The sequence below is a fragment of the Bacillus sp. mrc49 genome, assembly GCF_002803435.1.
The window spans coordinates 24826-49701 of record NZ_PHNG01000800.1 but is presented as its reverse complement, the minus strand read 5'-3'; the positions used below and the strand labels follow the sequence as shown (position 1 = coordinate 49701).

Here is a 24876-nt window from a genome sequence, read left to right as displayed (position 1 = left end):
ACAGGAAATATGTCGATATGGAAGGGAGCGAAAAGCATGACACCCGAGCAGGATTATACGGCTGCCAATCTTTCACCAGATTTATTGGATGAGTTGAAAAGCTTTGAAAGCAAGCTTGGCGAGGAAGCGAATAAAGAATTGATTGTCATCGCCTATGAAAAGGAAAAGGATTCCTTGAATTAAGCAAAAAGACGGAAACATGATCATTCGTAATGTTTCCGTCTTTTTTGGGGTATGGAAAAAGGGTGCAGCAGCACCCTTTTCACTTACTTATTTACTGAATACATCCGTTAATACAGGCACGATTTGTTTTTTGCGCGAGACCACGCCTTCCAAAACGGCGATGTTATTGTTCAATGTAACGTTATAGGCTTTTTCGACTGCATTCGCTGCTCTTCCAAGAGCTAGGGCTACAGAATCATTTGTCAGGATATCCGTAACGACGAATAGGAATAAATCCAATTCCTTCACTCCGATAACCGCTTCAATCGCCGCTTCCAATTCAGCTTGCTTAGCAAGGACTTCATTCGGATCTACAGCATTGACTTGGGCTATTTCCACTTTTGCCATTCCCATGCTGAATTCTTTTGCATCAAGAGTGATCAGCTGCGCAATCGTCTTGTCGCTTAAATCAGCTCCTGCCTTCAGCATTTCCAATCCATAAGTTTCAGCGTTCACTCCGGCAATGGCAGCCAGCTCCATGGCCGCTGCAACGTCTTGCTCAGTGCAGGTCGGGGACTTGAACAATAAAGAATCGGAAATGATGGCAGATAGCATCAGCCCTGCTACCGCTTTCGGGACTTCGATTCCATTTTCTTTATAGATTTTATTTAAAATAGTTGCCGTACAGCCTACCGGTTCTGCACGGTAATATAAAGGATCGCTTGTTTCAAAGTTAGCGATGCGGTGATGGTCGATAACCTCCAGCACACGGACTTGGTCAATATCCTCAGCACTTTGCTGGCGTTCATTATGATCGACAAGGATTACGGTCTCCGCCTCCCCTGCCACTTTTTCGACAAGACGAGGAGCATCGAATTTGAATTGGTCCAGCGCATATTGAGTTTCGCCATTCACTTCACCCAGACGAACTGGTTCAGCATTGATACCTAATTGCTTTTTCAGATCCGCATAAGCGATTGCGGAACAAATCGTGTCTGTATCCGGGTTTTTATGTCCAAAAACTAATACTTTATCCAAGATTTAAATCCCCTTTTTCATAAAAATTTTTCCGTGAATCCCCAAATCGCACCAAGGGAATGCCACCTTTACGCTACACTTCATTTTAACACAAAATCCGTTAAATTCAGTGCTTGAATTGCCACTTCGCCAAGAAAATCTTTCATTCGCCTTCCCCCTGCCTTCACTTTGTCAATAGATAAGGGTTGGTTTTTCTCAAATATATTAGTTGAATTATCATCGCATATGGCTTACGATAATATAAGCAGAAATACTAGATATTGATTATTAAAACAATACTGATAACTATATATAGAATTTTTTACAATCCAAGGTGCCAGTGATGGCTGAAAAGGGAATCCGGTGCAAACCCGGAACTGTCCCCGCAACTGTGAATGTGACGAAATGAGGAACCACTGTATGGCTCACTATACGGGAAGGACTCAAAGTAGGATGATCATGAGTCAGGAGACCTGCCTTGAATTTTTCACGTTCTTATTCTTCGGGGATTGAGATGATGAAACGATCGTATAACGGCTATTTTATTCATGGCTCTTTTATGCTGTCGTTTGATCCGCTCAACTCGTTGGGCGGTTTTTTTATTACCGGAAGTTTACAAGGAGGATTCTTAATGACTCAAACATATAACTCTACCATAAGCGAGAATGATACTGAAACGAATTCCCTTCAGCTTGAGATGCTGTCGAAGGAATTTGAAGGCCGTCTCGATATGGAGAAATTCAAAAAGCGTTTTACAAAATGGCTTGAACGCAAAAGTGATTCAACCGATGAACAGGCTTCAAAGAAACTGATTCAGCTTGCTCTTGAGAGCGTGGATATCGATGCCCCGGATTGGACATTCGTTGCAGCTAAAGAGCTATTGAATACGATGTACAGGGATGCACAGGCCAATCGAGGTTATCAAGGCATGAGTTATGGTCCATTCTATGACCTTATCCAGGACCTGTCGCAGCTGCAAGACGGCCAACGCTATCCAGTTTATAAAGCCGAGCTGCTATCATCTTATACTAAAGCCGAAATTGAAGAACTTGGTTCAGTGATCGACCCTGAAAAGGATAAACTATTTTCCTACATAGGCATCTACCTACTAAACGATCGCTACCTTGCCCGTCCCAAAAAAGACAAAGTGTACGAACTCCCCCAAGAACGCTTCATGATCATCGCGATGGAAATCATGCGTTTGGAAGAAACGGAGCACCGCCTGCAACTTATAAAAGAAGCATACTGGGCCATGTCCAATCTTTATATGACCGTTGCCACCCCTACACTTTCGAACGCAGGTAAAGCGCATGGACAATTAAGCTCCTGCTTTATCGACGCCATTGAAGATTCCATCGACGGCATCTATCTAGCTAACTACGATGCTGCCAAGGTGTCTAAATTCGGCGGCGGTGTCGGCCTGTATGTCGGGAAGATTCGCTCACTTGGTTCCGATATCCGTGGTTTCTCCGGCAATAGTTCGGGTACGACTCCTTGGATCCGGCTATTTAACCAGACAGCCGTCAGTGTTGATCAATTAGGTCAGCGCAAAGGCGCGATAGCGATATACTTGGATGCTTGGCATAAAGATATCATGAGCTTCCTCGATTTGAAGACGCAGAACGGGGATGACAGATTAAAGGCACATGATATTTTCACGGGTGTATGCATTCCCGACTTGTTCATGGAGGCTGTACGCGACAGGAAAGAATGGTACCTTTTTGACCCGCATACAGTCAAGCAAACCCTTGGATTCTCACTTGAAGATCTATATGACGAGAAAAAAGGCGAAGGTAGCTTCAGGAACCATTATGCTCTTGCTGTCGAAGCCGTAGAGAATGGTACGCTGCCAAGCTACAGCTTTGAAAAGATCAACGCGTTGGACATCATGAAAAGCATCATGATTTCTCAATTAGAAGAAGGCGTTCCATATATGTTCTACCGCGATGAAGTGAACCGGAAGAACCCGAATAAGCATAAAGGGATGATTTATTGCTCCAACCTCTGCACCGAAATTGCTCAAAACCTAAGCCCAACGACGATCACGGATGAATATGAAACAGAAGATGGCGATGTCGTTGTAGTTCGCAAAAGCGGCGATTTCGTTGTCTGCAACCTATCATCCATTAACTTGCCTCGTGCAGTGGGCAGCGATGTTTTGGAAAGATTGATCCCCATTCAAGTCAGGATGCTCGATAATGTCATTGATGTGAATAATCTTCCGGTCAAGCAGGCATCGATTTCGAATAAACGGTACCGGGCAATTGGTTTAGGAACGTTTGGCTGGCATCATTTACTTGCCACAGAAAATATTTATTGGGAATCCGACGAGGCCGTTCACTATGCCGATGCATTGTACGAAAAGATCGCTTATTTAACAATCAAGGCATCCAACGAGTTGGCAAAGGAAAAAGGATCTTACCCATATTTCGAAGGTTCGGATTGGCACACAGGGGAATACTTCGAGCTGCGTGACTATACGGATCGGAAATGGCTCGATTTAAAAACGAACGTACAGGAGCATGGGACTCGTAATGGCTACTTAATGGCCATTGCCCCTAATTCATCTACTGCTAAAATCGGCAATTCCACTGATGGAATCGATCCATTGTATGAAATAGAATTTTATGAAGAAAAGAAAAACTTCAAATTCAAGGTAACGGCACCTGGTTTGACGCCAAATACGTATGAATATTATAAAAAAACACGCTTTAATTTGGATCAGCTGGAAAGCATCAGGCAAAACGCAGCCCGCCAAAGGCATATTGACCAGGCGATCAGCTTTAATCTATATGTTCACAACACGATCAAAGCGAAAGTCTTATTGGATATTCACTTAACGGCTTGGGAAAGCGGCTTGAAATCAACGTATTACGTTCGTTCGACTTCTTCCGAATATGACAATGCGTGTGAAAGCTGTTCAAGTTAACGTTCGCTCATACCCAGTAATTTATTTTTAAAGGAGTTTTCACGAATGACCAATCATATAAAAAAAATCAGGATGCTCGAACCTACGCATCCTACTAAAGCGACCGGTGTTTTCAAAGGAGAAGCTTCAGGCTTTCTCCTTTGGAACGATATTCAGTATGAAAAATTCTATGATACCTATACACAGCTCATCAATAATTTTTGGAAGCCATCTAGCGTGAACATGATTCAGGATAAAAAGCAGTGGGGAGAAATGGATGAAGATATCCAGGACGCCTTTCTTGATATCCTGACGATGATTGCTGGGATGGATAGCCTGCAAACGCCTACCTTGGTGGAAATCCTTCGATACATCAAGGACCCTGCAGCAAAGGCAATCCTTGCCAATATGGCTCAGCAGGAATCGATCCATAATGAATCTTATTCGTATATCCTTGCTTCCTTGATCCCGGTAGGCAAGCAAAAACAGCTTTTCGACCGCATTAAAGAACATCCGGAAGTGATAAAGCGAAATCAGCCGATTGTGGATGCCTATCAAACCTTCGTGGACGATCCAAGCCCTCAGCACTTATTCGAGGCTTTGATCCATTCAACAAACCTCGAGGGGATTTATTTCTACTTGGCCTTCGCATTTTATTACAATTTAGGACGGCAAAATGTCATGACCGGTTCGGCTACGATGATTTCGTACATCCATCGTGACGAGATGGTTCATTTCGATTTCATCGGAATGCTCATTCAAATCCTGATGTATGAATATCCTGAATTGAATAATGAAGAAAACACGAAATTCATCTACACAACGATTGAAAAAGCCGTCGAACTTGAAAAGGAATGGTCCGAATACATGCTTGAGGACATTCAAACGAAAGCCGACCTCGATTTGGAAGAATTCAATGAGTACATCGAATATATCGCCAACAAACGGCTGCGCATGTTAGGCCTCGACAATCTGTATAAAGAGTATGACGAAAACCCGATGCCATGGATCAAAACCTTCGATGATGAATCGATCGGACTGACCAAAACCGATTTCTTCGAACAAAAATCAAGAACATACAGTCAAGTAAATGCCAGCAATGGGTTCGATGAATTATAGGATTGCCATCGTTTATCATTCTGCAGGCGGCAATACGAAAGCGCTCGCCGAGGCCATCGGTTCTCTATTGCCTGACGCTGAACTATATCGCATGAGTGAATTCGATTTACGCACTTTGCCGAATTACGATGCGTTGATCGTGGGTACCTATACTTGGGGCAATGGAGAGCTGCCGGCTAAATCGGCTGCCTTTTATGAAGAACTGGAGCAACTTCCGATAGCTTCCCTAAAAACAGGGGTCTTTGGGACTGGCGAAACGAACTACAATCATTTTTGTGGAGCGGTCGATCATTTTCGGGACATGTTATTTGCCAAGAGTCAGTTATTGGTCACCTTGAAGATAGAACAAATGTATCAGGATTCAGACTTGTCCAGATTACAAAAGTTTACCTCATTATTTCAAAATTGAACGAAGGGGGATATGCGATCCGTATATCCCCTTTCGTTTGTTTAAACCTGGCACAATTCTGCCACGGTATGGAAAAGGATGATGTATAATGAAGGAAAAAAGGAGACCATCATGGCCGCTACTATTGCTCAGTTATTGCCCATCGTTTTTATGCTGGTACTTGTCGCATTCGTTATTTTCATCGCGTTTTACCTATCCGGGCATTTTAATCGTTCAAAACGGATTGAGGAAAAACTGGATAAAGTTCTAAAGGAAATGTCGAGGAAAAAAGAAGGTTGAACATGAAGGAAAAAAATAAAAAGACTCCATAAAAACGGAGTCTTTTTTTTATAGGCGTTCAATTATTTTTGAACGTTAGCTGCTTGTGGTCCACGAGCGCCTTGCTCGATTTCGAAAGAAACTTCTTGGCCTTCTTCAAGAGTTTTGAAGCCTTCGCCTTGGATAGCTGAGAAATGTACGAATACATCGTCTTGGCCTTCAACTTCGATGAAACCGAAACCTTTTTCTGCGTTAAACCATTTTACTTTACCTTGTACCATGATAGTTCCTCCTGTGTTTGGAAAAATCCATTTTATTACTATTTTTGGTTCTGGATAATGTTTCAAGAGGAATCCTATAACGGTAAATCCATCTATCAAACTTATTCCGAACAAAAATAATTACCCATATTATATCATGGAAAATCCTAAAAAAACAAGATTATCACAGTAATTCAAGCGACAAATTATCCTAAATTTCTACATTTCCCGCTTCCTGCTTTGACGAAAGCCTTCGTCAAGCAAATAGCGCTCTGCCTCGATCGGGCTCTCGAAACACTCCTCCAAATTCGAACCGGAGTACACGTTCCAGAGTTGATCTTCCCTGATTAGCGAAAGCTCTTGTTTTTCCCTGCCAATCCAAGTGCCTTCCAACCTAGCGAACTCGTTATCCTCCTCTTCGATTTCAATCGCAGGTTCAGATAGATAGTCCATGCTTTTCCGGATCAATTCCTTTAATTCCGCTTCCTCATAGTCACGTATATTGATGAACCCTTTACGGTCTGTGTCTTTTTTTCTCATATGTCCTGCATAAACGAAACCATTGCCATTGGGATGCAAGTGCTGAACGACTATCTTTTTCTCCTGAACGCTTTCTGGATAATGGAAGTTCACACGCCCCAATGAAACGTCTTTTCGCTGTAACTCCGTGAAAGTCTCGATAATGCTTAATTTTTCTTCAAATGTTAACAAATTTCTTCCTCATTTCATTAGTTCATCTTGTTTGTCGATTATAACACAGACTGATAAGAAACAATAATCTCCCTCCAGGCAGGCCTAAGCGGGAACTTTGATTCCGGGTACGCCTCTTTCAAGCCTTCAGTTTAAGCAGGCAAAAAATGCGTCTCATTTAATATACGTAACGGCAAAAAGCATAATGAAAGAAATGGCAATGATGATGGCAACCCATAGCCAGGCTAACGTCATATTCCCGGAATCCATGGCAATATATATAGCAGTAGGTATCGTTTGTGTCTGTCCGGGAATATTTCCGGCAAACATTAATGTCGCACCGAATTCCCCCAATGCACGTGCAAAACTCAATATCGTTCCAGTAACGATGGATTTGGCCGCCAAGGGGAGCGATACGAACAGGAACAACCTCAACTGCCCTGCCCCGTCAACCATTGCTGCATGTTCAATTTCTTCATCTATATCTTCAAAGCCCGTTTTTGCGGATTGGTACATCAGTGGAAAAGCCACCACCGCAGATGCAATGACTGCCGCCCACCACGTGAACATTAAGGGCTGATTAAAGATGGTTTCAATGATTTTACCCGGGAGTCCATTTTTGCCAAAAACCACAATCAATAAAAAGCCGACGACAGAGGGCGGCAGGACAAGCGGCAATAAAAATATGGTTTCCAACAGGACCTTTCCCCTGAATTTTTTTCTGGCCATGATTCGCGCTAGGATGATTCCAAAAATGAAAACAATGATGCCTGCTAGCCCAGCCACCTGTATCGATAGCTGAACAGGAGACCAAAAGCCCTCTGTCATGCCGCTATCCCCTCTTTGGTATCAATGATCATCAGCTTATGTAAGTCCTTGTACGTCATGGTCGACACCGAAGGATCTTTATCTGCAAAGGCAGCTTTCATTTCAATTTCTTCCTTTCTTTTTGAAATAACTTTTAAGTTTATTTTTCTTGACATCTTGCTGACACATAGGACGGTTAAAGTAAGGGTATCACAAATAGAAAAATATTTTTCATTCCAATAAACTTTAAAACTTTGAAAACTTGAAGGAGTCGATTTTAAATGGTAACAATTTATACTACTCCAAGCAGTCTAGCCTGTCGTAAAGCAAAAGCTTGGCTTAAGAAAAACGAAATTTCCTACAATGAACGCAACCTATATTCTCAACCTCTATCTATAGAAGAAATAAAAGAGATATTACGTAAGACGGAGGGCGGTACAGATGAAATCATATCGACTCGCTCCAAAAAATTCAAAAGCCTGAATATCGATATAAATAATACACCACTTAATGATCTTTGCAAGCTTATTCAAGATAATCCAGATTTACTTCGCCGCCCGATCATATTCGATCATAAGAACCTGCATGCTGGGTATAACGAAGAAGAAATGGGCCGCTTCCTTCCAAGGAAGGTCCGTCATGTACAATTATGGCGGGCAATCAGCCAATTGGCTTAAGCACCATCCCATATCCATTGTTAAATAAGAGGGTTGTCCAGTAATTTGGACAACCCTTTTTTTAAACTTGATCCGTTTTCTCTAGGATGATCATAAAGGTAGTACCTTGCTGATTGCTATCCTTCAGTATAAGATCACCTTTTTGTGCTTTGGCGAGCATCTTACTGAATGGCAATCCCAAGCCTAAACCACGCACCTTCAGTTTTTTGTTTTCACCTCTGTAAAATGGTTCGAAAACATACTGCTGTTCATGTTCAGGGATTCCTCGGCCGCTGTCCTGTACATCAATGCAGATTTGGCCATCATCTTTTTCATAAAGATCAATCGTGATTTTCCCGTTGCCATCAAGTGCATGCCTGGCATTGTTCAAAAGGTTAATGACGATTTGCTGCATTCGCAAGGAATCTATTTGACCGTAGAGGGGGTCATCAGGAACTTTTACATCGAGCGCGAACGATTGCTCATCATCCTGCGTCACCTGCCAGCGATAGGCGATCTCCTGAATGAATATATTGATATTTTCTTTTTGCAAACGAATCTTGAATGCACCTGCCGAGATGGCATTATAATTAAGCAAATCCTCTATCATGCCTTGAAGCCTTTGGGTTTCTTTTAAGGAAATATCCAGGAACTCCTTACTCTGATCACCCGTTACGACATCATCTTTAACCGCTTGTATCAGTCCGCTAATGGAAGTGACCGGGGTTTTCAAATCATGGGTCACTCCTGCAAGCAATTCCGCCCTTAACTTCTCCATGACCTTCAGTCGATTCGTCATTTCCTTAAATGATTTTATCAGTTCATAAATTTCTTCTTCCTTGATTTCCTCTTCCTCTTTGAAATGAATATCATAGTTGCCTTCACGAACTTCAACTGCTGCGTTCGCTACATCTTGGATGGGCCGGGAAATCTGCCGCGAAAGAAAATAAATGACCCCTGTCCCCAAAATCAACAAGCCTCCAATCATGATCGCCAATAAGCCATGATCTTGGTTGATTTCCTTTAAAGCTCCTTCTTCCTGGGCAATGACCACCCAGCCTCGCGTCTTGTCCTCAAAAGTAATCGGGGATTTGACGACATATACTTTATTATCGGAAATCTTGACCTTTTGAATGAGTTCCGTATTTTTCATGATGACGTCCGGTAGTTTATTTTCATCTGGATCAATATACAATTGAGGCATCGTATAAATGATGCTGCCATCAGGATCGACGATATATATGATGGGCTGCTGGTTCAAGTGAAGGATTTTCTCCCTTTCCTCGACAATCTCCGAAAGGACCGGACCGACGACAATCTGGCCATTTTCCTTTATCGCCCTGTCGGAAGTTTCATCAGCTAAATACTTAAGAAGGCTTAGCCTATATTCCAATGCTGTTTTTTCCATCCACCATAATGAAAAGACAGACAATAATATTAAGCCTGAAATCAAGGTCATTACGTACCTTTTCGTCCAATAGCGTTGTAAAGTAGTTCTTTTTTTAATTTTCATAGACACTCAATTGATACCCCAATCCACGCAATGTTTTGATTTCCCCTTCAGTTGCAGGCCATGCATCGATGGCCTTTCTAATTCGTTTGATTGCGAGATCCACGGCACGATCACTGCCATCATAATCCATGCCCCACACTTGATCGAGAAGCTGCTCTCTCGTGAAGATTTGATTGGGATGCTTCGCGAAAAAAATGAGCAACGACAAATCACGCGGCGTCAAGCTTATCTCCTCCCGATTCAATTGTACCGAATAAGACTGATCATCGATGATTAAGCTCCCGAACTCATGTACATGACCTGCATCCCCGGCCGGGATGCTTGACCTTCTTAAAACGGCATGTACCCGGGCAACGACTTCCTCTGCTACAAAGGGTTTGGAGATGTAATCATCCGCACCTGATTTAAAGCCGGATAATCGGTAATCGACATCGTTCAGTGCCGTCAGCATGATAACCGGGCATGCATCGTCCTCACGGATATCCTTCAATATATCCCAGCCCTCCTTTCCCGGCAGCATGACATCCAACAAAACGAGATCTGGGTCCGTCTCCTCAAAAACCGGAATCGCCTTCAGCCCGTCGTACACTTGGATGACTTCAAAACCTTCACGCTCTAAATATGCTTTCAACACCATTGAAATGGAAATTTCATCTTCTATTATTAAGATCTTCTTCATTTATGGATTCCTCCTTCCTGTAATTATAGTTAATTCGATTTATCTATGGTAACGATTGCAACCATCAGGGCTTTTTCCCTCCATCCTACCCTTTAAATGTGTCAGGAGTATGTTCGCGGCAAAATCATCAGGCGTTTCACTTTATATTTTCCAATATAACTCCTTGTCCCATTATGTAATGGACACCTTTAAGAGACTGGCTCAGGTTGGAGCCAGTCATCTTTTTAATTGCATGTCTCGTGTGGATTCGGACAGCCCGCATCCTGCCTTTCCACTTGAATCGTGCTATGTTCAATTCCAAACTGATCGTGAAGCAGTTTTTGCGCTTCAGCTAAAACTGCATCGTGATTGCCGCTCCCATCTATGACAACATGGCAGCTCATGGTCAAAAAACCCGAGGTAATGGTCCAAATATGAAGATCATGGACATTTGATACACTGCCCAATTCAAGCAAAGATGTTTTTACATCGTCCACATCAACTTGATCAGGTGTACCCTCCATCAAGATATGGAAGGAATCCCTTACTACCCTATAACCGCTTATGATAATTAGGAACGCAACTATGACGCTTGCAATCGGATCTGCTATTCCCCAATCGAAGAAATAGATCAAGAGTGCAGCAGCAATGGCGCCGACAGAACCAAGCATATCACCAATCACATGTAAAAAGGCACTCCGTACATTCAAATTCTCTTCCTTATCCCCGCTCATCAAAATCCATGCGGCAATGACGTTAACGAGTAGACCAATGATTGAAATCATCAGCATTCCCAGGCTTTGCACCTCGGGAGGATTCACGAACCTCTTGATTGCCTCGACGAAAATGAAGATGGATATTACGATCAGGGTCAATCCATTCAAGCATGCCGCGATGATTTCAAATCGTTTATATCCATATGATTTGGAGGATGTCGCCTTCCTTTCCCCCAGCCTTATCGCTGTATAACTAAGCCCTAAAGCTGCCGCATCGCTAAGCATGTGCCCTGCATCCGACAATAACGCCAGACTATTTGTCAAGAATCCTCCTATAACCTCGACAACCATAAATGTGGAGATCAATATGAAAGATGCCAACAACACTTTTTTATTATTTGAATGATGGTGGTGGTGACCATGCCCATGATCATGAGCGTGCCCATGATGATGTCCCATCCCATCCCTCCTCCCGGATTTGAATTATTATATAGTATGGGATAAATTCAGAATGGTTTCAAATGATTCCTTTTCCTTCAATCATTCAAAAAACTAAAAATAAGCGCTACAGACATTTCCTGCAGCGCTTTTCCCCTCTACCTTTCTTCTTGCATCGCATCATCGACAATGGCATACAGATTTTTATTGAATAATTCATTATTACAGACAAGACTATGCTGCTGAATCTCTTCTTGCTCTGGATTTTTCACCCGTTCTTTTTCTTTCATGACCTACCTCCAACATTGATTGTTTTGCCTATTATCGTATCCCCAGGCCTGTACCTTTATGCTGGATAATTTCCCATATTCCATGGTGGTTAAACGCATCAAACCTTCTGCCCGCCATGGAAAGCACGAATGATGAAATCATGCTCGGGTACTTGCAGGCTTTTATACGACAATAGGAACGATGAATTATCATAGGAAACCTGCTCAAGATCTACCTGAATTCCTGTTTTTTCTATCGTAACAATCGCATAAGGGGCTATTGGTTCAACCGTACAGCCAAGAGATCCCGGATTGAGGAATATCGTTCGATCGTTTTTAAAATGATGGGTTGGGTGATGATGTCCAAAGCCAATTAGTTCGTGATGATGGTCATTAAATAGGCTTTCTAAATTCGCTAATGACGGTTCAACGATTTTACTAAATGGGTTTTTGCTTATATGCTCATTCAATTTTTTCGATTCAATGTGGTAATGAGTGAAGTAAACGGAGTGTTCGTAAATGGTATGCTTAATGGTGCGGGGCAACTCTTCAAGTTTGGTGATGAATTCCGGATGCATTCTATTCGCTATCCATTCATGATGCTCCCTGACATGAATGTGTCCTTCAGGATGCGGCTCCCCATTTATGATGGCCAATACGGCTTCATCATGATTTCCGGTCAGCATCGATAGATCCTTCCTGGAAAATAAAAGTTCCAGAACTTCATTTGTCGCCGGACCAATCCCGACCATATCCCCTAAACAATAGATATGGGCTATTTCATCCATTTGATCGATTTCATTGAGTACGGCTTTTAATGCTGAAGCGTTTCCATGAACATCCGTTATAAGGGCAACCTTCATAACAAACTTCATCTCCCTTCCTCCATCATTCGCATGGTATATTATAACATTCATACCGAAATCATAGAAATATTAGGGCTTATTTCCCCTGATCTACCAACGCCCATTTTTAATGAATCAGCAAACACTTCGGCCTAGAATACATAGTATGAAGTATTCCCGGTAAAGATGTTTTGCTAGGTATGAAATTCATAAAAAGTATGAGGAGGAAATTAAATGGGTGGAAATGGTAACGATTGTTGTGGCGGCGGTGGCGGCTACGGCGGTTTCGATAACGGCTTCGCTTTACTGATCGTATTATTCATCTTATTAGTCATCATTGGATGCAGTTGGGGATTTGGCGGCGGCGGCTATGGTGGCGGCGGTTACGGCGGATTCTGCTAATAAAAACATAAATGAAAAAGGCGCCAGTTCATGGCGCCTTCTTTATTATTGATGGACTTTCAGTTTTTGTCTTTGCTTTTGTTTTTGAGCCTTCATAATGAACCAAATGACGATAAGTGCAATCGGGATAAGCAGGAAATTCGCATATTGGGAAAAGATGGCTCCTGCCTGTTCCCATCTAGGACCTAACTTATATCCTAAATAAACATAAACGCTTGTAACAGGGAGCATCGCCAAATAGGTGAATAAAATGAACTTCCAAACATTCATTTTCAGCATTCCGCATGGAAGCGATACGGCTGTACGGATTCCCGGTACAAATCTTCCAAAAAAGGCAATTCCCCCGCCATACCTTTCAAAGAATCGATCCGCCTTATTCAACTGCTCTTCTTTAATCAAAAAATATTTCCCAAACTTCAACACGAGCGGTCTCCCGCCATATTTTCCTAAAGCATAAAGCGTCAGCGGTCCCGTTACCCCACCAATCGAACCGGCAAGAATGGTCAAGTATAAATTCATATCACCTTGATAAACCCAGTAACCTGCCAGCGGCAATACTATTTCAGCAGGAATGAATTCAAAGGTCAAAGCCAGCATCACACCGAAATAAGATAAAGATTTAAACGCTTCAATCATATCCATTATTATAGTTTCCATTGAGATTTCCCCATTTCCGCCTTATTACATATAATAAAGCTCCGCCTGGATCGAATCGGCGAAGCCCTTGATTTCAAAAAGGACAATTTCCATTGTATCACAAGTTCTATCACAATTTTTCATAATCTACTGATGGGTTACCATGTTTCTTAAGAAGGACTATTGCATTGACGTGTGAAGCTTTCCTTCATTGATTTAATATTTTATTAAAAGATGTGAAACGCAAAGGGGAAAGATAGATGACCGACCATTTTAACAAAGAAATGCCGCCTGCAAAATACAGACAGCATCTCCTACAAGTTCCTGGCTTTTTATAAAAAATCCACATGGATCCACCCCAAGCTTTTTTCTGTTAAGCCGGGGTTTTGCTTCAAGTGTTAAATCATGAAGGGGGTGGAAAACGCCGCCAATCCCTGCTCGATATGCTTTTTCGCATCCGTCATCATCCCATCAAGCAATTCCTGGACCGTGGGAATATCCTCAATCAATCCGGCCACCTGGCCACTATTCATGAACCCTTCGTTAACATCCCCACGCATTGCACCATTTATATGATGGACTTCAGATGTCATATCACGATAGGTCATGGCAGACAGACCTCGTTTTTCCAAGTCCAGGATTTTCTCCACATATGGGTCCTTCAATACTCTTCTCACCTGGCCAACCGACCTGCCCAAAATGCATGTATCATTTCCCATCGATTCAATCAATTTCTGTTTGTAGGACGGATGGAAAGGGGCTTCCCTCGTGGCGATTAGCCTGGTTCCCAACTGAACTCCCGAGGCTCCCAGCATCAAAGCCGCTGCCAATCCCTGACCATTGCCTATTCCTCCAGCTGCCAATACCGGCAGCTTCACCTGCTTGCTAATTTGCGGAATGAGGGTAAAGGTCGTCAATTCCAGGTTGGAATTGATCCCGGCAGCCTCGAACCCCTCGGCAACCAACACATCAGCCCCGGCAGCCTCTGCTTTTTGGGCGTGCTTGACCGATGCCACGATAGCGATCACTTTACTCTTCTTTTGTTGCAAGGACGGAATGTAAGGGGCCGGATTTCCTGCTGACAACGAAACGACAGGTATATCATGCTTGAATACAAGATTGATTAGCTCATCTGTATATGGACTAACGTTTATCGGAATGTTCAACGCAAAATTGTTATTCGTTTTATCCTTCGTTTCAAGTATGATGGCCTCCACCTGGCCCGGGGTCATCGTACCGCAGCCGATCGTCCCAAGTCCCCCTGCGTTGGATACTGCAGCCGCAAGAGTTGCATTGCTTATATTCCCCATGCCGCCTTGAATGATGGGATATTTAATTGAAAAAAGCTCACAAATATATTTCACCATTACCCCTCCCTGTCCATTTAATGTTATACTATAATCATTAGAAAAACAATTCTGACTTTTCAAAAGGAGCGCTACTATGATCATTCCATATAAGAAGAAGAAGCCCCTCATTGATGAAACCGTTTTCATTGCCCCTGGCGCCTATTTAATCGGTGATATTGCCATTGGGAAAGAATCGACCATCTGGTTCAACTCCGTCCTGCGCGGTGACGAGGATTCCATCACCATTGGGGAAAAATGCAGCATTCAAGACAACTCCACCATTCATTTATTCGAAGGCTGTCCGGTTGTCATCGAAGACGAAGTAACGGTTGGCCATAACGTAATCCTGCATGGATGTAAAATAGGTAAACGCTCCATTATAGGAATGGGGTCAACGATATTGGATAATGTAGAAATAGGCGAAGAATGCATTGTCGGCGCGAATACATTGATTGCAGCAGGCAAAATCATCCCTCCGCGTTCACTCGTAATCGGTTCACCTGGGAAAGTGGTTCGCAGATTGAATGAGAAGGACCTTGAATTGATCCAGCTTTCAATAGATACATATGTTCAAAAAGGAAAGGAATTTAAAGCTTTACTCGATTGATTGTAAAATTGGGTCCTCCCTTTCTGGTGATCATTTTCATGAAAAAAAGCCTCGGCCAGTAATCGATAGCGACTGGCTGAAGCTCTTATTCACTTAATGATCAGTGGATGATCCTTAGCATCATAGGCCTCATCTTTCCGCCATAAATCATTATTTTCCTGGAAAACGCTCTCGAAGAATCGGCTTGCCGGTTCAGCCAACACTTGATAATACTGGCTGAATAAAAGAGCAGCATGGTTCCCGTTCCATTTTGAGGGCAGCAGTTCATTTGGCAGGCCTGGATCGATGAATAAAAACTTACGGTATTCATGCACCAGATTCGTCCTTTCCACAAAGCAATCCGCATCAGACATTTCGCCCCTGCTTATGATGCTTTGGTGAACAATGAATTGTTTACTGTATTTCTCGATGAATTGTTCGTATTTATTCTCGATCTCTTCCAGCTGCCAGCTCTTCTCGACAAGTGAATGATTCTCCTTAGGTCCCTTGTATTCGGAAATGAAAAAATCAACATATTCATCAATTTCATATTTCGCAATCAAAAGATCGATTTCTTTCTCGAGATCATTAGGGGAAATCCAGCACCCATTGGAAAAACTGCCAAATCCACTCCATAATAATTCTTTACGCAGATCATCCCGCAATTGCCGTTTATCTTCAGGAATCGTGTACATCAAAATGCGCCATTTACCATCCCATTCATTTGGTTTCATCTTATAAATGCGATTGGCAGCTTCATCCATTCGCTGTACACCGCGCTCAGTCAGAAAGTAATAACTTTTATTCCCTTGCTTTTCGGATTGGATCCACCCTTGCTTGACCATACGTGAAACGGCTACACGCACGCCCTGCTCATTATGGCCGAATTCCTTTAATAGACGAATTAAACTGCCTATCCAAATTTTACTTCCATAGTTCCGGATATAATCGCCATATATCGTAAAAATCATGGATTGCGTATTCGTTCCTATATCCCTCACCTCATTCTATTGTTACCATTTTCACACGGTCCACATAATTATTATTATATCCCCTTAAACAGAAACCGCAACATCATTTCCCGGTAAATTGCGTTTTTCTCCTTTCGCTGAATGCTTGGAGTGCTTCCAATCTGTCTTGAGTCGGAATGGTCAGCTCATAGGCTTTTCCTTCTATCGCCATTCCCGTTTGCAAATCCGTATTCATTCCCTGGGTAATTGCATATTTGGCTTGAGTGACTGCAATCGGCCCATTTTTCATGATTGCTGCCGCCAACCCTTCACAGGCTGAGCGAAGCTGTTCCCTTGGCACGACCTTCAAAAGGATTCCTAATTGTAAAGCTTCTTCTGCGGTCAGTTTTTTAGCAGTGAAGATTAATTCCTTCGCCTTCATTTCACCAATCAATCTAGGCAATCGCTGTGTACCGCCTGCCCCCGGAATGATTGCCCAGCTAGTCTCCGTAAGACCTAAGGAAACGCCTTCTGCAGCAATGGCAAAATCGCAGGATAGCAACCATTCGAAGCCGCCCCCCAGCGCATATCCATTGACGGCCGCAATGGTTGGCTGCGGCAACCCGGCAATGCTGGCAAATACATCGCGGATCATTTTAACATTCCTTCTTACCTCCGAATCACTCAAACTCTTTCTTTCTTTTAAATCAGCGCCTGCACTGAAAGCCTTTTCCCCTGCCCCCGTGAAAATGACCACACGAATATCACCGTCCAGATGAACCGCATCAATGACTTCCTTCAGTTCAGAAAGTGTCTCGTGGTCGAAGCAATTCAAGACCTCAGGTCGATCCACCGTTATATACCCGATTTGATTGTTCACTTCATAAATGACATTAGACATCTATTAACTCCCCTTTTATAAATCAATCCTCTTCCATTTTTTCAATGATCGCCGAAACCCCTTGACCAACACCGACACACATCGTGGCAAGGCCGTAACGTACATTTCGCTTTTTCATTTCGTGAACAAGCGTTGTTAAAATACGCGCACCGCTTGCACCGAGTGGGTGACCAAACGCAATCGCCCCGCCATTGACATTCACATTTTCCTGATCCAACTTCAATTGGCGGATACACTCGACCGATTGGGAGGCGAATGCCTCGTTCAATTCAATTAAGCCAATGTCTTCAATCCCGATTTTCGCCCTCTTCAGTGCCTTTTCAGTCGCAAGGATGGGGCCAAGTCCCATGACTGACGGTTCCAATCCAGCTACCGCACCTGCCACATATTTGGCCAAAGGCTGCAATCCAAGTTCGCGCGCTTTTTCACCACTCATTAACAGCAAGGCTGAAGCTCCATCGTTCACACCAGAGGCATTACCGGCCGTAACAGTTCCGCCCTTAAAAATCGGTTTAAGTTTTTCCAGCTTTTCGATGGTCGTTTCAGGACGGGGATGTTCATCTTTAATGAAAATGACCTCATTCCCCTTACGATCCGTATATCTGACCGGTACGATTTCATTGAAAAACCGGTCATTTTCCACTGCAATTTTCGCTCGTTGCTGGCTCTGAAGTGCGAATCGATCTTGTTCTTCCCGCGAAACGGAAAAACGCTGTGCGACATTTTCCGCTGTTTGGGGCATGGAATCCACACCATACATCTCTTCAAGCTTTTCATTCGTGAAGCGCCAGCCGATCGTCGTATCCTGGAGCTCCATTGCTCCCCGTGGAAATTCACTTTCAGGTTTGGCCATGACGAATGGTGCCCTTGTCATGCTTTCGGTGCCGCCTGCGATATAAATCTCTCCTTCTCCTGCAGCTATTGACCGTGCAGCATACATGACGGCATCCAATCCAGATCCGCACAGTCGATTAATGGTCGTTCCGGCCACAGTTACGGGAAGACCGGCCAATAACGCGGACATTCTCGCCACATTGCGATTGTCCTCCCCTGCTTGATTTGCATTGCCGAAGATGACATCATCGATTTGTTCTGGCGGAAGCGCCGGATTGCGTTCCATCAGCGCCCTGATCACAACGGCACCTAGGTCATCCGGGCGAACGCTCTTCAAAGCGCCTTTATATCTACCGATTGGTGTTCTTACAGCATCGACAATCACGACATCCTTCATTTCCTCACCAGCTCTCCATCTTTTGTATAATCATACACGCCCCTGCCTGACTTGCGGCCAAGCCTGCCCGCTTTAACATACTGTTCAAGCAGCGGCGCCGGGCGGTACTTCTCTCCAAGCTTGCTATGTAAATACTTAAGGTTATTTAAACGGGCATCCAATCCAACCAAATCCCCCAGCTCGAATGGCCCCATCGGGTAATTCAGCCCTAACTTAATGGCCTTGTCAATTTCTTCAGGTGTCCCTAAACCCTCTTGAAGCATATAAAACGCTTCATTTCCTACGAGGCAGCTGATCCTGCTGGTAACGAACCCTGGGAATTCATTGATGACCACGGTCTCTTTCCCCATTTTTCCGACAACTTCCTTAATTACGGCTGCCGTTTCATCACTTGTTTCAAGTCCGCGCACAATTTCCACGAGCGGCATCTTTTGAACAGGATTAAAAAAATGCATGGCAATCGTTTTTTCGGGGCGTTTACCATAAGATCCAATTTCAGTCGGGCTCATGGTGGACGTATTCGTTGCAAAGTAACAGCCTTCGCTTGCATACTCTTCAAGCGTTTCAAAAACGGCTTTCTTAATTTCCGGCTTTTCCGGAACGGCCTCTATGATTAGATCGGCAGCTGCTGCCGCTTCTTTCAAATTGGAAGAATATGAAAATCTGCTTTTTGCGGAAGCCGCTTCCTCCTTGCTGATTTTTTGATAGCGGACACCCTTCTCAAAAATGGAATCGATCTCATTTCTTGCACTTTCCAATGCCGCTTGATTCACGTCCACCAATATTACATCGAATCCTCCAGTTGCCCCTACGTAGGCTATTCCCCTGCCCATGACCCCGGACCCGACGATCACTAGATTTTTAATCATCAATCATTCCTCCTTTTACTTAAACAAGGCCGGCTACAACGAATCAGATCAGCATTCATCCAAACATGAATTACTTATCCGACAATCGTTTTGCCAGCCATCTATTTATGTTCGATTAAATGCCGAAAGGATTCAAGGGACGGCTTCCATGATAGGAAATGATGCTTTTCGTTTCTGTATAAAGATCCAGTGTTTCAATGCACAGCTCGCGTCCGAATCCTGATTGTTTATATCCTCCGAAAGGGGTTCCAGGAAAAGCGGAGAATGGGCAGTTCACCATGACGATTCCCGCTTCGATTTGATTGGCCACTCGGGTCGCACGTCCGCCATCCTTTGTCCAAAGCGCTGAACCTAGGCCAAACTCTGTATCATTCGCGAGCCTGATGGCTTCTTTTTCATCTTTGAATTTCATAATGACGACCACGGGACCGAATATTTCCTCTTTCACTACATTCATATCATGATTGACATTGGCAATGACCGTCGGCTCAAACCAGTAGCCTCCTTCAAAGCCTTCAATGACCGCCGGCTTTCCGCCGGTTAGGATATCCGCACCATCCGAAATGGCCGATTGAACATAATTATTGATGACATCCAATTGCCCCTGATCTATGATGGCCCCGACATGCGTTTCTTTATCGAGCGGATTGCCCAATTTCAATTTCTTCGTTTTTTCTACGAACTTGGCAACGAATTCATCATAAATGTCTTCATGCACATATAGACGCGATCTCGCTTCGCAAGATTGTCCGGTATTGTAGAAAATGCCATATAGGGAGCCATCGATAGCTGCTTCAAGGTCGGCATCTTCAAAAACGATATTAGGAGATTTTCCGCCAAGCTCCAATGTTACCCTCTTTAATGTTTGGGAAGCTTTACCCATGAGGTCCCTGCCGATTGGCGTAGAACCAGTGAAGGCGACTTTATTCACGTTAGGATGCTCGACTAGGTAATTCCCTACGTCCGCTCCAGGACCTGGGATGATATTGACCACACCGGACGGCACACCCGCTTCCAAACAGATTTCCCCTAAGACGATGGCAGTCAGCGGCGTTAAGGAGGCCGGCTTGACGATGACCGAGCAGCCAACTGCAATTGCAGGGGCAATTTTCCAAGCTGCCATCATCATTGGATAATTCCAAGGAATGATTTGGGCACAAACACCCACTGGCTCTTTCTCGGTATAGTTATGGAATTGGCCAGGTACGTTATTGACAGATCCGCGGTGCGAAACTAAAGCACCTGCATAAAATTCGAAATCCTCTATTGCCTGCATGACTTGGCCCTGCGCTGCCGATATGGATTTTCCGCTGTTCAACACTTCCAACTCAACCAATTCATTGAAGCGGGAACGCATGATTGCCGCAATTTTATTCAATACACGGGAACGTTTATTAATCGGGGTTTTCTTCCATTTACCTTTATCAAAAGCTTCACGTGCAGCTTGAATCGCCTTTTCCGCATCTTCCTTAGTGGCTTTTGCCACCTTGGCGATGATTTCGCCAGTTGCAGGATTGCACGCATCCAAAGTCGATCCGTTAGAGCTTTCCACTCTTTCCCCATTAATGATCAGGTGGTAATAATCACGTTTCGTTTCCGCTTTTTCAAATGCCGCCTCTTGAACTTTAACCATGTAATCCCACTCCCTTTTTTATATTACTTTCCTATGAATTGAGCTTTCCTTTTTTCGGTGAACGCTGCCACGCCTTCAGCAAAGTCCTGCGTCAAACCGGCGATTCGCTGGCCTTCCGCTTCTTCGGTTAAGTATTCATCCAATGAAAGGTGATAGGTTGCCTCTAAGTATCTTTTGATCAAGCCGATTGCTTTCGTCGGCTTGGCTGCGATATTCCCTGCAAAGGCCTTCAATTGCTCGTTCCATTCATCCACACCGATCACTTTCGTTGCGAGTCCGATAGCTTTTGCCTCGGAGGCCGTGACCTTTTCCCCCATTAAAGATAATTCCAGGGCTTTCGCATGGCCAACGATTCGCGTGAGGTAGTACAGGTTGCCTGAATCAGGTATCAAACCGATATTGACAAAAGCATTTATAAAACTGGCATTTTCGGAAACTAGCCGAAAATCGCATGCAAGTGCCAGGCTGAAGCCGGCCCCTGCCGCCACACCGTTCACTGCAGCAATGATGGGTTTTTCGCAACGAGAAATTTGCTGCATCATCGGGCCGTAGTCCTCCCGCAGCACTTGACCTAAATGCTTGCTTTCATCCACTTCCGATAAATCTTGTCCCGAGCAAAAGGCCCTGCCTTCCCCGGTGATGATAATGGCACGTACAACGTCAGATTCCGCAGATGCTTTGATCGCTTTTTTTATTTCCCCGTTCATTTGGGAAGTAAAGGCATTAAGTTTATCAGGACGGTTCAAAGTAAGCCAAGCGACTCCATTTTCAACCCTATATGTGATCGTTTCGTACATAGAGCACTCCTTATCCGCCTGTGAATTTAGGCTTTCTTTTTTCAACAAACGCACTCATTCCTTCTTTTTGGTCCCCTGATGCAAAAAGAAGATAGAAGTTCTTCCGTTCAAACTGCATCCCCTCATATAAGGAATGGTCAACGGCTTTATTGACGGATTCTTTAATCAGCCTTACCGCCAACGGAGGTTGCTTCGCAATCTTTCGAGCAAAATCAACCGCTTCTTCCATTAACAATTCAGGAGCGACGATCTTATTGATGAAACCATAATGCAGAGCAGACTTTGCATGGATCCTCTCGGCTGTCAATATCCATTCAAGTGCCTTCGTTTTGCCCACCAATTTCGTCAGCCTCTGCGTTCCTCCTGCACCAGGCATGACTCCCAACGTGACTTCCGGAAAGGAAAATTGAGTGTCGCTGGCAGCAATCAGGAAATCACAGGCTAAAGCAAGCTCGAAGCCACCACCGAATACAAAGCTTTTCACCGCACCGATTATTGGCTTCCTGACTAAATTGATTCGATCCCAATCGGCAAATTGATTCGTTAACTCCAAAGTGATTGGGCTGTCATTCACCATCTCGTCAATATCTGCCCCGGCAGAAAATGCTTTTCCATTTCCAGTCAGCAAAATCACCTTCACTTGGGAATCGCTGTCGAATGCTTGCATCGTCGAAACGATTTCACTGATCATCTTCCTATTAAGGGCATTCAATTGCTTCGGCCTGTTTAAAAAGATGAATCCAATGCCGTCCTCGATCGACGTTTCAATGAACTGGAGCGCATTCATTTCATTTCTTCGCCAATCATCATCGTTACTAACTTCCCTGCAAAGCCCATTAAGTCTTTCCCCGATGCTTTTCCTTCCGGGGAACTCATTCCTTTTTGGAGGGCATCATGGTTTTCATAATACATTTCACATAGAATGTGATATTCAGAGTCTTTGCCCATTGGAGTACCGATTATTTTAGTGACCTCCATTTTTTGAAGACCAGGGATTTTTTCCGTTAACGGACCGTGGACATTGAAATAATGCTCATCGAATTCTTCCTTGTTTTCAGGTTGTTTATATAGGGCAATTAGCTTTACCATGTTAGAAAACCTCCATTTATTAGATCATTTTTATCATCGGTTTCATTGCTTCGAACGGATTTTTACATGCTTTGCAATATAAGATGCTGCGGCAGGCTGTCGGGCCGAATATGTTCTCCATCGTGACATACGTTGATTCACAATACGGACAATCTATATGCCATGATCCATCTTTTTTCATTTGTCTGGGAGGGGGGGAGATTCCGAAAACCTTCAATCCAGCTTTCCCTTTTTCCGTAATTCGATCGGACGTCCAGGAAGGGCAGCGCAAAAATGTAACGCTTACATCCCTTACCGTTGGAAGCTGTTTTACAGCCGTCTCCACATTTTTCTGAATGATTGGCAATGCCGGGCATCCCAGGAAAGTCGGCAGCATTTTCACCGATACGTCCGGACCCGAAACCGTCACTTCTTCAACCATCCCCAAATCCAGAATACTTACTGTATCGATTTCGGGATCTTTAACGTCTTCCAGAAGCTTATATATTTCATCTGCGTTTATCAGTACGGTCGACATGATATCCCTCCCCTATTCTCTAATGGTTCACCATGAAGCAGCTTTATCGGACGCATACACTTCGCTTAACGTGTCAAGCGCCGTTTCCAAATCCTCCGTATGCACGCCGTTTCGCCCATCACCTTTGGCCATCCCGATTTCAAATGTGGTAACTAAGCCTACACTTTCAAAAACAGGGGTGATGGCCTCGATCCATTTCTTCCGTAAGGTCGCTTCGCCCTCTATCAAGCCTTGCTCCACCATTTCTTCGCCATATTGTCCAAGTGAAAACACACCGGCGAAATTCGGTAAGGTTTTCTCGATCGCTGCTTTCATTTTCGAAACCGCTTCCGCGTGATTCGAACCAAGCAATTGGACGAACCACAATTTCCAGTGCATCAAATGATAGTAAAGTTCCATCTGTACCTTTTGCGCCACTTCAGCAAGCGGTTCATAGGAGCTTGATTGCAGTGATTGAATTTTGATCGCTTTAGCCTGAGTGTAAAAAAAATTCCGTACCACTGCAAAGGCCCAATCGTAATCAGGGTCTTTCATATAATGTCCGGGACCATTGGCAGCTTCTAGAATGATGGCATTGCGCCGTTCATTGGCGGGACGTTCGTGGGCAAGCCGATCTGCCGTTCCCTCACCGATTTCTTCCAATAATTGATAAAATATCGCGGCATGCCCCATCGTATCTTGGGCTATCGAGGAGGATGCCACATCTTCTTCTATATGGGGAGCGAGCCCCAACCATTCAGAACCACGATATGCATGGATAAAATCATCATCGGCCAAGTGAAGCAGCAATTCCTTGATTGCCATGTTCTTCAATGATTCACTCTCCATCTTTCACGCCTCCCGCCCAAGACATTATTTCTTTTTCGTCGAGCATTTCCTGCTCATACTTCCGCCATTTTTTCTTCAGGTACCCATACCCTTTTGTGGTCCTGTAATCTTTGTTGTCCATGCGCTGAAGCGTTTTCTTTTCACCGGCCGTCATTTTCCGTATATTCTGTCTTTTGGCGACCCAGATATCATCAACCGCTTCTCTTCTCATGAAATTCTCCTGTGCCATCATGATGGCTATATCCTCATTCGGGGCCAGCAGGCTAAACTGATATTGAACGGGCGAGGATTTCGTTTTACGGCTAAATACTTCAAATTCTTCAAAGTAAGTTGCTTGTCTTGGTTCCATACCTTCCTTCCCCC

Annotated in this window: 30 protein-coding genes and 1 riboswitch; of the genes, 8 read left to right on the top strand and 22 right to left on the bottom strand. The window is 43.9% G+C overall.

The window, feature by feature from the left end:
* The first annotated feature begins 36 nt into the window (after nucleotides 1-36).
* Nucleotides 37-183 carry a hypothetical protein gene (locus tag CVN76_RS31280; protein ID WP_155645510.1) on the top strand — a complete coding sequence of 49 codons (147 nt, stop codon included), beginning with the start codon at nucleotides 37-39 and terminating at the stop codon, nucleotides 181-183.
* Nucleotides 184-270: 87 nt separating this feature from the next.
* Here CVN76_RS31280 and CVN76_RS26570 read toward each other — a convergent pair whose 3' ends face one another.
* Nucleotides 271-1200 carry a manganese-dependent inorganic pyrophosphatase gene (locus CVN76_RS26570; protein ID WP_100533707.1) on the bottom strand — a complete coding sequence of 310 codons (930 nt, stop codon included), beginning with the start codon at nucleotides 1198-1200 and terminating at the stop codon, nucleotides 271-273.
* Between the two features lie 294 nt (nucleotides 1201-1494).
* A riboswitch (cobalamin riboswitch) is annotated at nucleotides 1495-1674 on the top strand.
* Nucleotides 1675-1810: 136 nt separating this feature from the next.
* On the opposite strand from CVN76_RS26570, the gene CVN76_RS26565 reads away from it, so the two are divergent.
* From CVN76_RS26565 to CVN76_RS26550, 4 genes are all read left to right on the top strand, one after another.
* Nucleotides 1811-4108, top strand: a complete 2298-nt coding sequence (locus CVN76_RS26565; protein WP_100533706.1) for a ribonucleoside-diphosphate reductase subunit alpha — start codon at nucleotides 1811-1813, stop codon at nucleotides 4106-4108.
* Between the two features lie 45 nt (nucleotides 4109-4153).
* Nucleotides 4154-5206 (top strand): ribonucleotide-diphosphate reductase subunit beta, encoded by a 1053-nt coding sequence (locus CVN76_RS26560; RefSeq protein ID WP_100533705.1) that lies wholly within the window; start codon nucleotides 4154-4156, stop codon nucleotides 5204-5206.
* Nucleotides 5196-5615: a flavodoxin domain-containing protein gene (locus CVN76_RS26555; protein ID WP_100533704.1), complete on the top strand. Its 420-nt coding sequence runs from the start codon at nucleotides 5196-5198 to the stop codon at nucleotides 5613-5615. The genes CVN76_RS26560 and CVN76_RS26555 overlap by 11 nt, the downstream gene beginning before the upstream one ends.
* A gap of 111 nt (nucleotides 5616-5726) precedes the next feature.
* Nucleotides 5727-5894: a hypothetical protein gene (locus CVN76_RS26550; protein ID WP_157805811.1), complete on the top strand. Its 168-nt coding sequence runs from the start codon at nucleotides 5727-5729 to the stop codon at nucleotides 5892-5894.
* 62 nt (nucleotides 5895-5956) lie between these two features.
* On the opposite strand, the gene CVN76_RS26545 is transcribed toward CVN76_RS26550, so the two are convergent.
* The 3 genes from CVN76_RS26545 to modB form a co-directional block, all read right to left on the bottom strand.
* Entirely contained in the window at nucleotides 5957-6154 is a 198-nt protein-coding gene (locus CVN76_RS26545; RefSeq protein WP_028393295.1) for a cold-shock protein, read from the bottom strand.
* A gap of 198 nt (nucleotides 6155-6352) precedes the next feature.
* On the bottom strand, nucleotides 6353-6844 hold the full coding sequence (locus CVN76_RS26540) for a hypothetical protein (RefSeq protein ID WP_100533702.1): 492 nt from the start codon (nucleotides 6842-6844) through the stop codon (nucleotides 6353-6355).
* Between the two features lie 153 nt (nucleotides 6845-6997).
* Nucleotides 6998-7651, bottom strand: coding sequence for a molybdate ABC transporter permease subunit (gene modB / locus CVN76_RS26535; RefSeq protein ID WP_100533701.1), 654 nt, complete (start codon nucleotides 7649-7651; stop codon nucleotides 6998-7000).
* A 260-nt stretch (nucleotides 7652-7911) separates the two neighbouring features.
* On the opposite strand from modB, the gene spx reads away from it, so the two are divergent.
* Nucleotides 7912-8307: a transcriptional regulator Spx gene (gene spx, locus CVN76_RS26530; protein WP_057912582.1), complete on the top strand. Its 396-nt coding sequence runs from the start codon at nucleotides 7912-7914 to the stop codon at nucleotides 8305-8307.
* A gap of 61 nt (nucleotides 8308-8368) precedes the next feature.
* Here the strand turns inward: spx and CVN76_RS26525 are convergent, their stop codons facing one another.
* The 5 genes from CVN76_RS26525 to CVN76_RS26510 form a co-directional block, all read right to left on the bottom strand.
* Nucleotides 8369-9799 carry a HAMP domain-containing sensor histidine kinase gene (locus CVN76_RS26525; protein WP_232732508.1) on the bottom strand — a complete coding sequence of 477 codons (1431 nt, stop codon included), beginning with the start codon at nucleotides 9797-9799 and terminating at the stop codon, nucleotides 8369-8371.
* Complete coding sequence (locus tag CVN76_RS26520) at nucleotides 9789-10478, bottom strand: response regulator transcription factor (protein WP_061142994.1); 690 nt, start codon at nucleotides 10476-10478, stop codon at nucleotides 9789-9791. Before CVN76_RS26520 ends, CVN76_RS26525 begins: the two co-directional genes overlap by 11 nt.
* Nucleotides 10479-10702: 224 nt before the next feature.
* Nucleotides 10703-11632, bottom strand: coding sequence for a cation diffusion facilitator family transporter (locus tag CVN76_RS26515; RefSeq protein WP_100533699.1), 930 nt, complete (start codon nucleotides 11630-11632; stop codon nucleotides 10703-10705).
* Nucleotides 11633-11769: 137 nt separating this feature from the next.
* A complete protein-coding gene (locus tag CVN76_RS32200) occupies nucleotides 11770-11901 on the bottom strand; it encodes a hypothetical protein (RefSeq protein ID WP_269800080.1) in 132 nt (43 codons plus the stop codon).
* 98 nt (nucleotides 11902-11999) lie between these two features.
* Nucleotides 12000-12755, bottom strand: a complete 756-nt coding sequence (locus tag CVN76_RS26510; RefSeq protein WP_232732482.1) for a metallophosphoesterase family protein — start codon at nucleotides 12753-12755, stop codon at nucleotides 12000-12002.
* A gap of 204 nt (nucleotides 12756-12959) precedes the next feature.
* Between CVN76_RS26510 and CVN76_RS26505 the strand changes: the two genes are divergently transcribed.
* Nucleotides 12960-13127, top strand: coding sequence for a YjcZ family sporulation protein (locus tag CVN76_RS26505; RefSeq protein ID WP_081092470.1), 168 nt, complete (start codon nucleotides 12960-12962; stop codon nucleotides 13125-13127).
* Between the two features lie 45 nt (nucleotides 13128-13172).
* On the opposite strand, the gene CVN76_RS26500 is transcribed toward CVN76_RS26505, so the two are convergent.
* Both CVN76_RS26500 and CVN76_RS26495 read right to left on the bottom strand, forming a co-directional pair.
* Nucleotides 13173-13784 (bottom strand): DedA family protein, encoded by a 612-nt coding sequence (locus CVN76_RS26500; protein WP_100533698.1) that lies wholly within the window; start codon nucleotides 13782-13784, stop codon nucleotides 13173-13175.
* A 377-nt stretch (nucleotides 13785-14161) separates the two neighbouring features.
* Nucleotides 14162-15127, bottom strand: coding sequence for an NAD(P)H-dependent flavin oxidoreductase (locus CVN76_RS26495; RefSeq protein WP_100534196.1), 966 nt, complete (start codon nucleotides 15125-15127; stop codon nucleotides 14162-14164).
* Nucleotides 15128-15206: 79 nt separating this feature from the next.
* Here CVN76_RS26495 and CVN76_RS26490 point away from each other — a divergent pair, with 79 nt between their 5' ends.
* Entirely contained in the window at nucleotides 15207-15719 is a 513-nt protein-coding gene (locus tag CVN76_RS26490) for a gamma carbonic anhydrase family protein (RefSeq protein WP_100533697.1), read from the top strand.
* An 89-nt stretch (nucleotides 15720-15808) separates the two neighbouring features.
* Here CVN76_RS26490 and paaX read toward each other — a convergent pair whose 3' ends face one another.
* The 11 genes from paaX to paaB form a co-directional block, all read right to left on the bottom strand.
* Nucleotides 15809-16690, bottom strand: a complete 882-nt coding sequence (gene paaX / locus CVN76_RS26485) for a phenylacetic acid degradation operon negative regulatory protein PaaX (protein ID WP_100534195.1) — start codon at nucleotides 16688-16690, stop codon at nucleotides 15809-15811.
* 82 nt (nucleotides 16691-16772) lie between these two features.
* Nucleotides 16773-17549 (bottom strand): enoyl-CoA hydratase-related protein, encoded by a 777-nt coding sequence (locus tag CVN76_RS26480; RefSeq protein WP_100533696.1) that lies wholly within the window; start codon nucleotides 17547-17549, stop codon nucleotides 16773-16775.
* 22 nt (nucleotides 17550-17571) lie between these two features.
* Nucleotides 17572-18780: an acetyl-CoA C-acyltransferase gene (locus CVN76_RS26475; protein ID WP_100533695.1), complete on the bottom strand. Its 1209-nt coding sequence runs from the start codon at nucleotides 18778-18780 to the stop codon at nucleotides 17572-17574.
* On the bottom strand, nucleotides 18777-19649 hold the full coding sequence (locus CVN76_RS26470; RefSeq protein WP_100533694.1) for a 3-hydroxyacyl-CoA dehydrogenase: 873 nt from the start codon (nucleotides 19647-19649) through the stop codon (nucleotides 18777-18779). The genes CVN76_RS26475 and CVN76_RS26470 overlap by 4 nt, the downstream gene beginning before the upstream one ends.
* 115 nt (nucleotides 19650-19764) lie before the next feature.
* Entirely contained in the window at nucleotides 19765-21282 is a 1518-nt protein-coding gene (locus tag CVN76_RS26465) for an aldehyde dehydrogenase family protein (protein WP_100533693.1), read from the bottom strand.
* Nucleotides 21283-21305: 23 nt separating this feature from the next.
* On the bottom strand, nucleotides 21306-22079 hold the full coding sequence (locus CVN76_RS26460; RefSeq protein WP_100533692.1) for an enoyl-CoA hydratase-related protein: 774 nt from the start codon (nucleotides 22077-22079) through the stop codon (nucleotides 21306-21308).
* Nucleotides 22080-22089: 10 nt separating this feature from the next.
* Nucleotides 22090-22866, bottom strand: a complete 777-nt coding sequence (locus CVN76_RS26455; protein ID WP_100533691.1) for an enoyl-CoA hydratase/isomerase family protein — start codon at nucleotides 22864-22866, stop codon at nucleotides 22090-22092.
* Nucleotides 22863-23168, bottom strand: a complete 306-nt coding sequence (locus CVN76_RS26450; protein ID WP_100533690.1) for an EthD family reductase — start codon at nucleotides 23166-23168, stop codon at nucleotides 22863-22865. The genes CVN76_RS26455 and CVN76_RS26450 overlap by 4 nt, the downstream gene beginning before the upstream one ends.
* A gap of 19 nt (nucleotides 23169-23187) precedes the next feature.
* Nucleotides 23188-23685, bottom strand: a complete 498-nt coding sequence (gene paaD, locus CVN76_RS26445; protein ID WP_198512657.1) for a 1,2-phenylacetyl-CoA epoxidase subunit PaaD — start codon at nucleotides 23683-23685, stop codon at nucleotides 23188-23190.
* A 27-nt stretch (nucleotides 23686-23712) separates the two neighbouring features.
* Nucleotides 23713-24513 carry a 1,2-phenylacetyl-CoA epoxidase subunit PaaC gene (gene paaC, locus CVN76_RS26440; protein ID WP_100533688.1) on the bottom strand — a complete coding sequence of 267 codons (801 nt, stop codon included), beginning with the start codon at nucleotides 24511-24513 and terminating at the stop codon, nucleotides 23713-23715.
* Nucleotides 24503-24862: a 1,2-phenylacetyl-CoA epoxidase subunit PaaB gene (gene paaB, locus CVN76_RS26435; protein ID WP_100533687.1), complete on the bottom strand. Its 360-nt coding sequence runs from the start codon at nucleotides 24860-24862 to the stop codon at nucleotides 24503-24505. Before paaB ends, paaC begins: the two co-directional genes overlap by 11 nt.
* Nucleotides 24863-24876 lie beyond the last annotated feature (14 nt).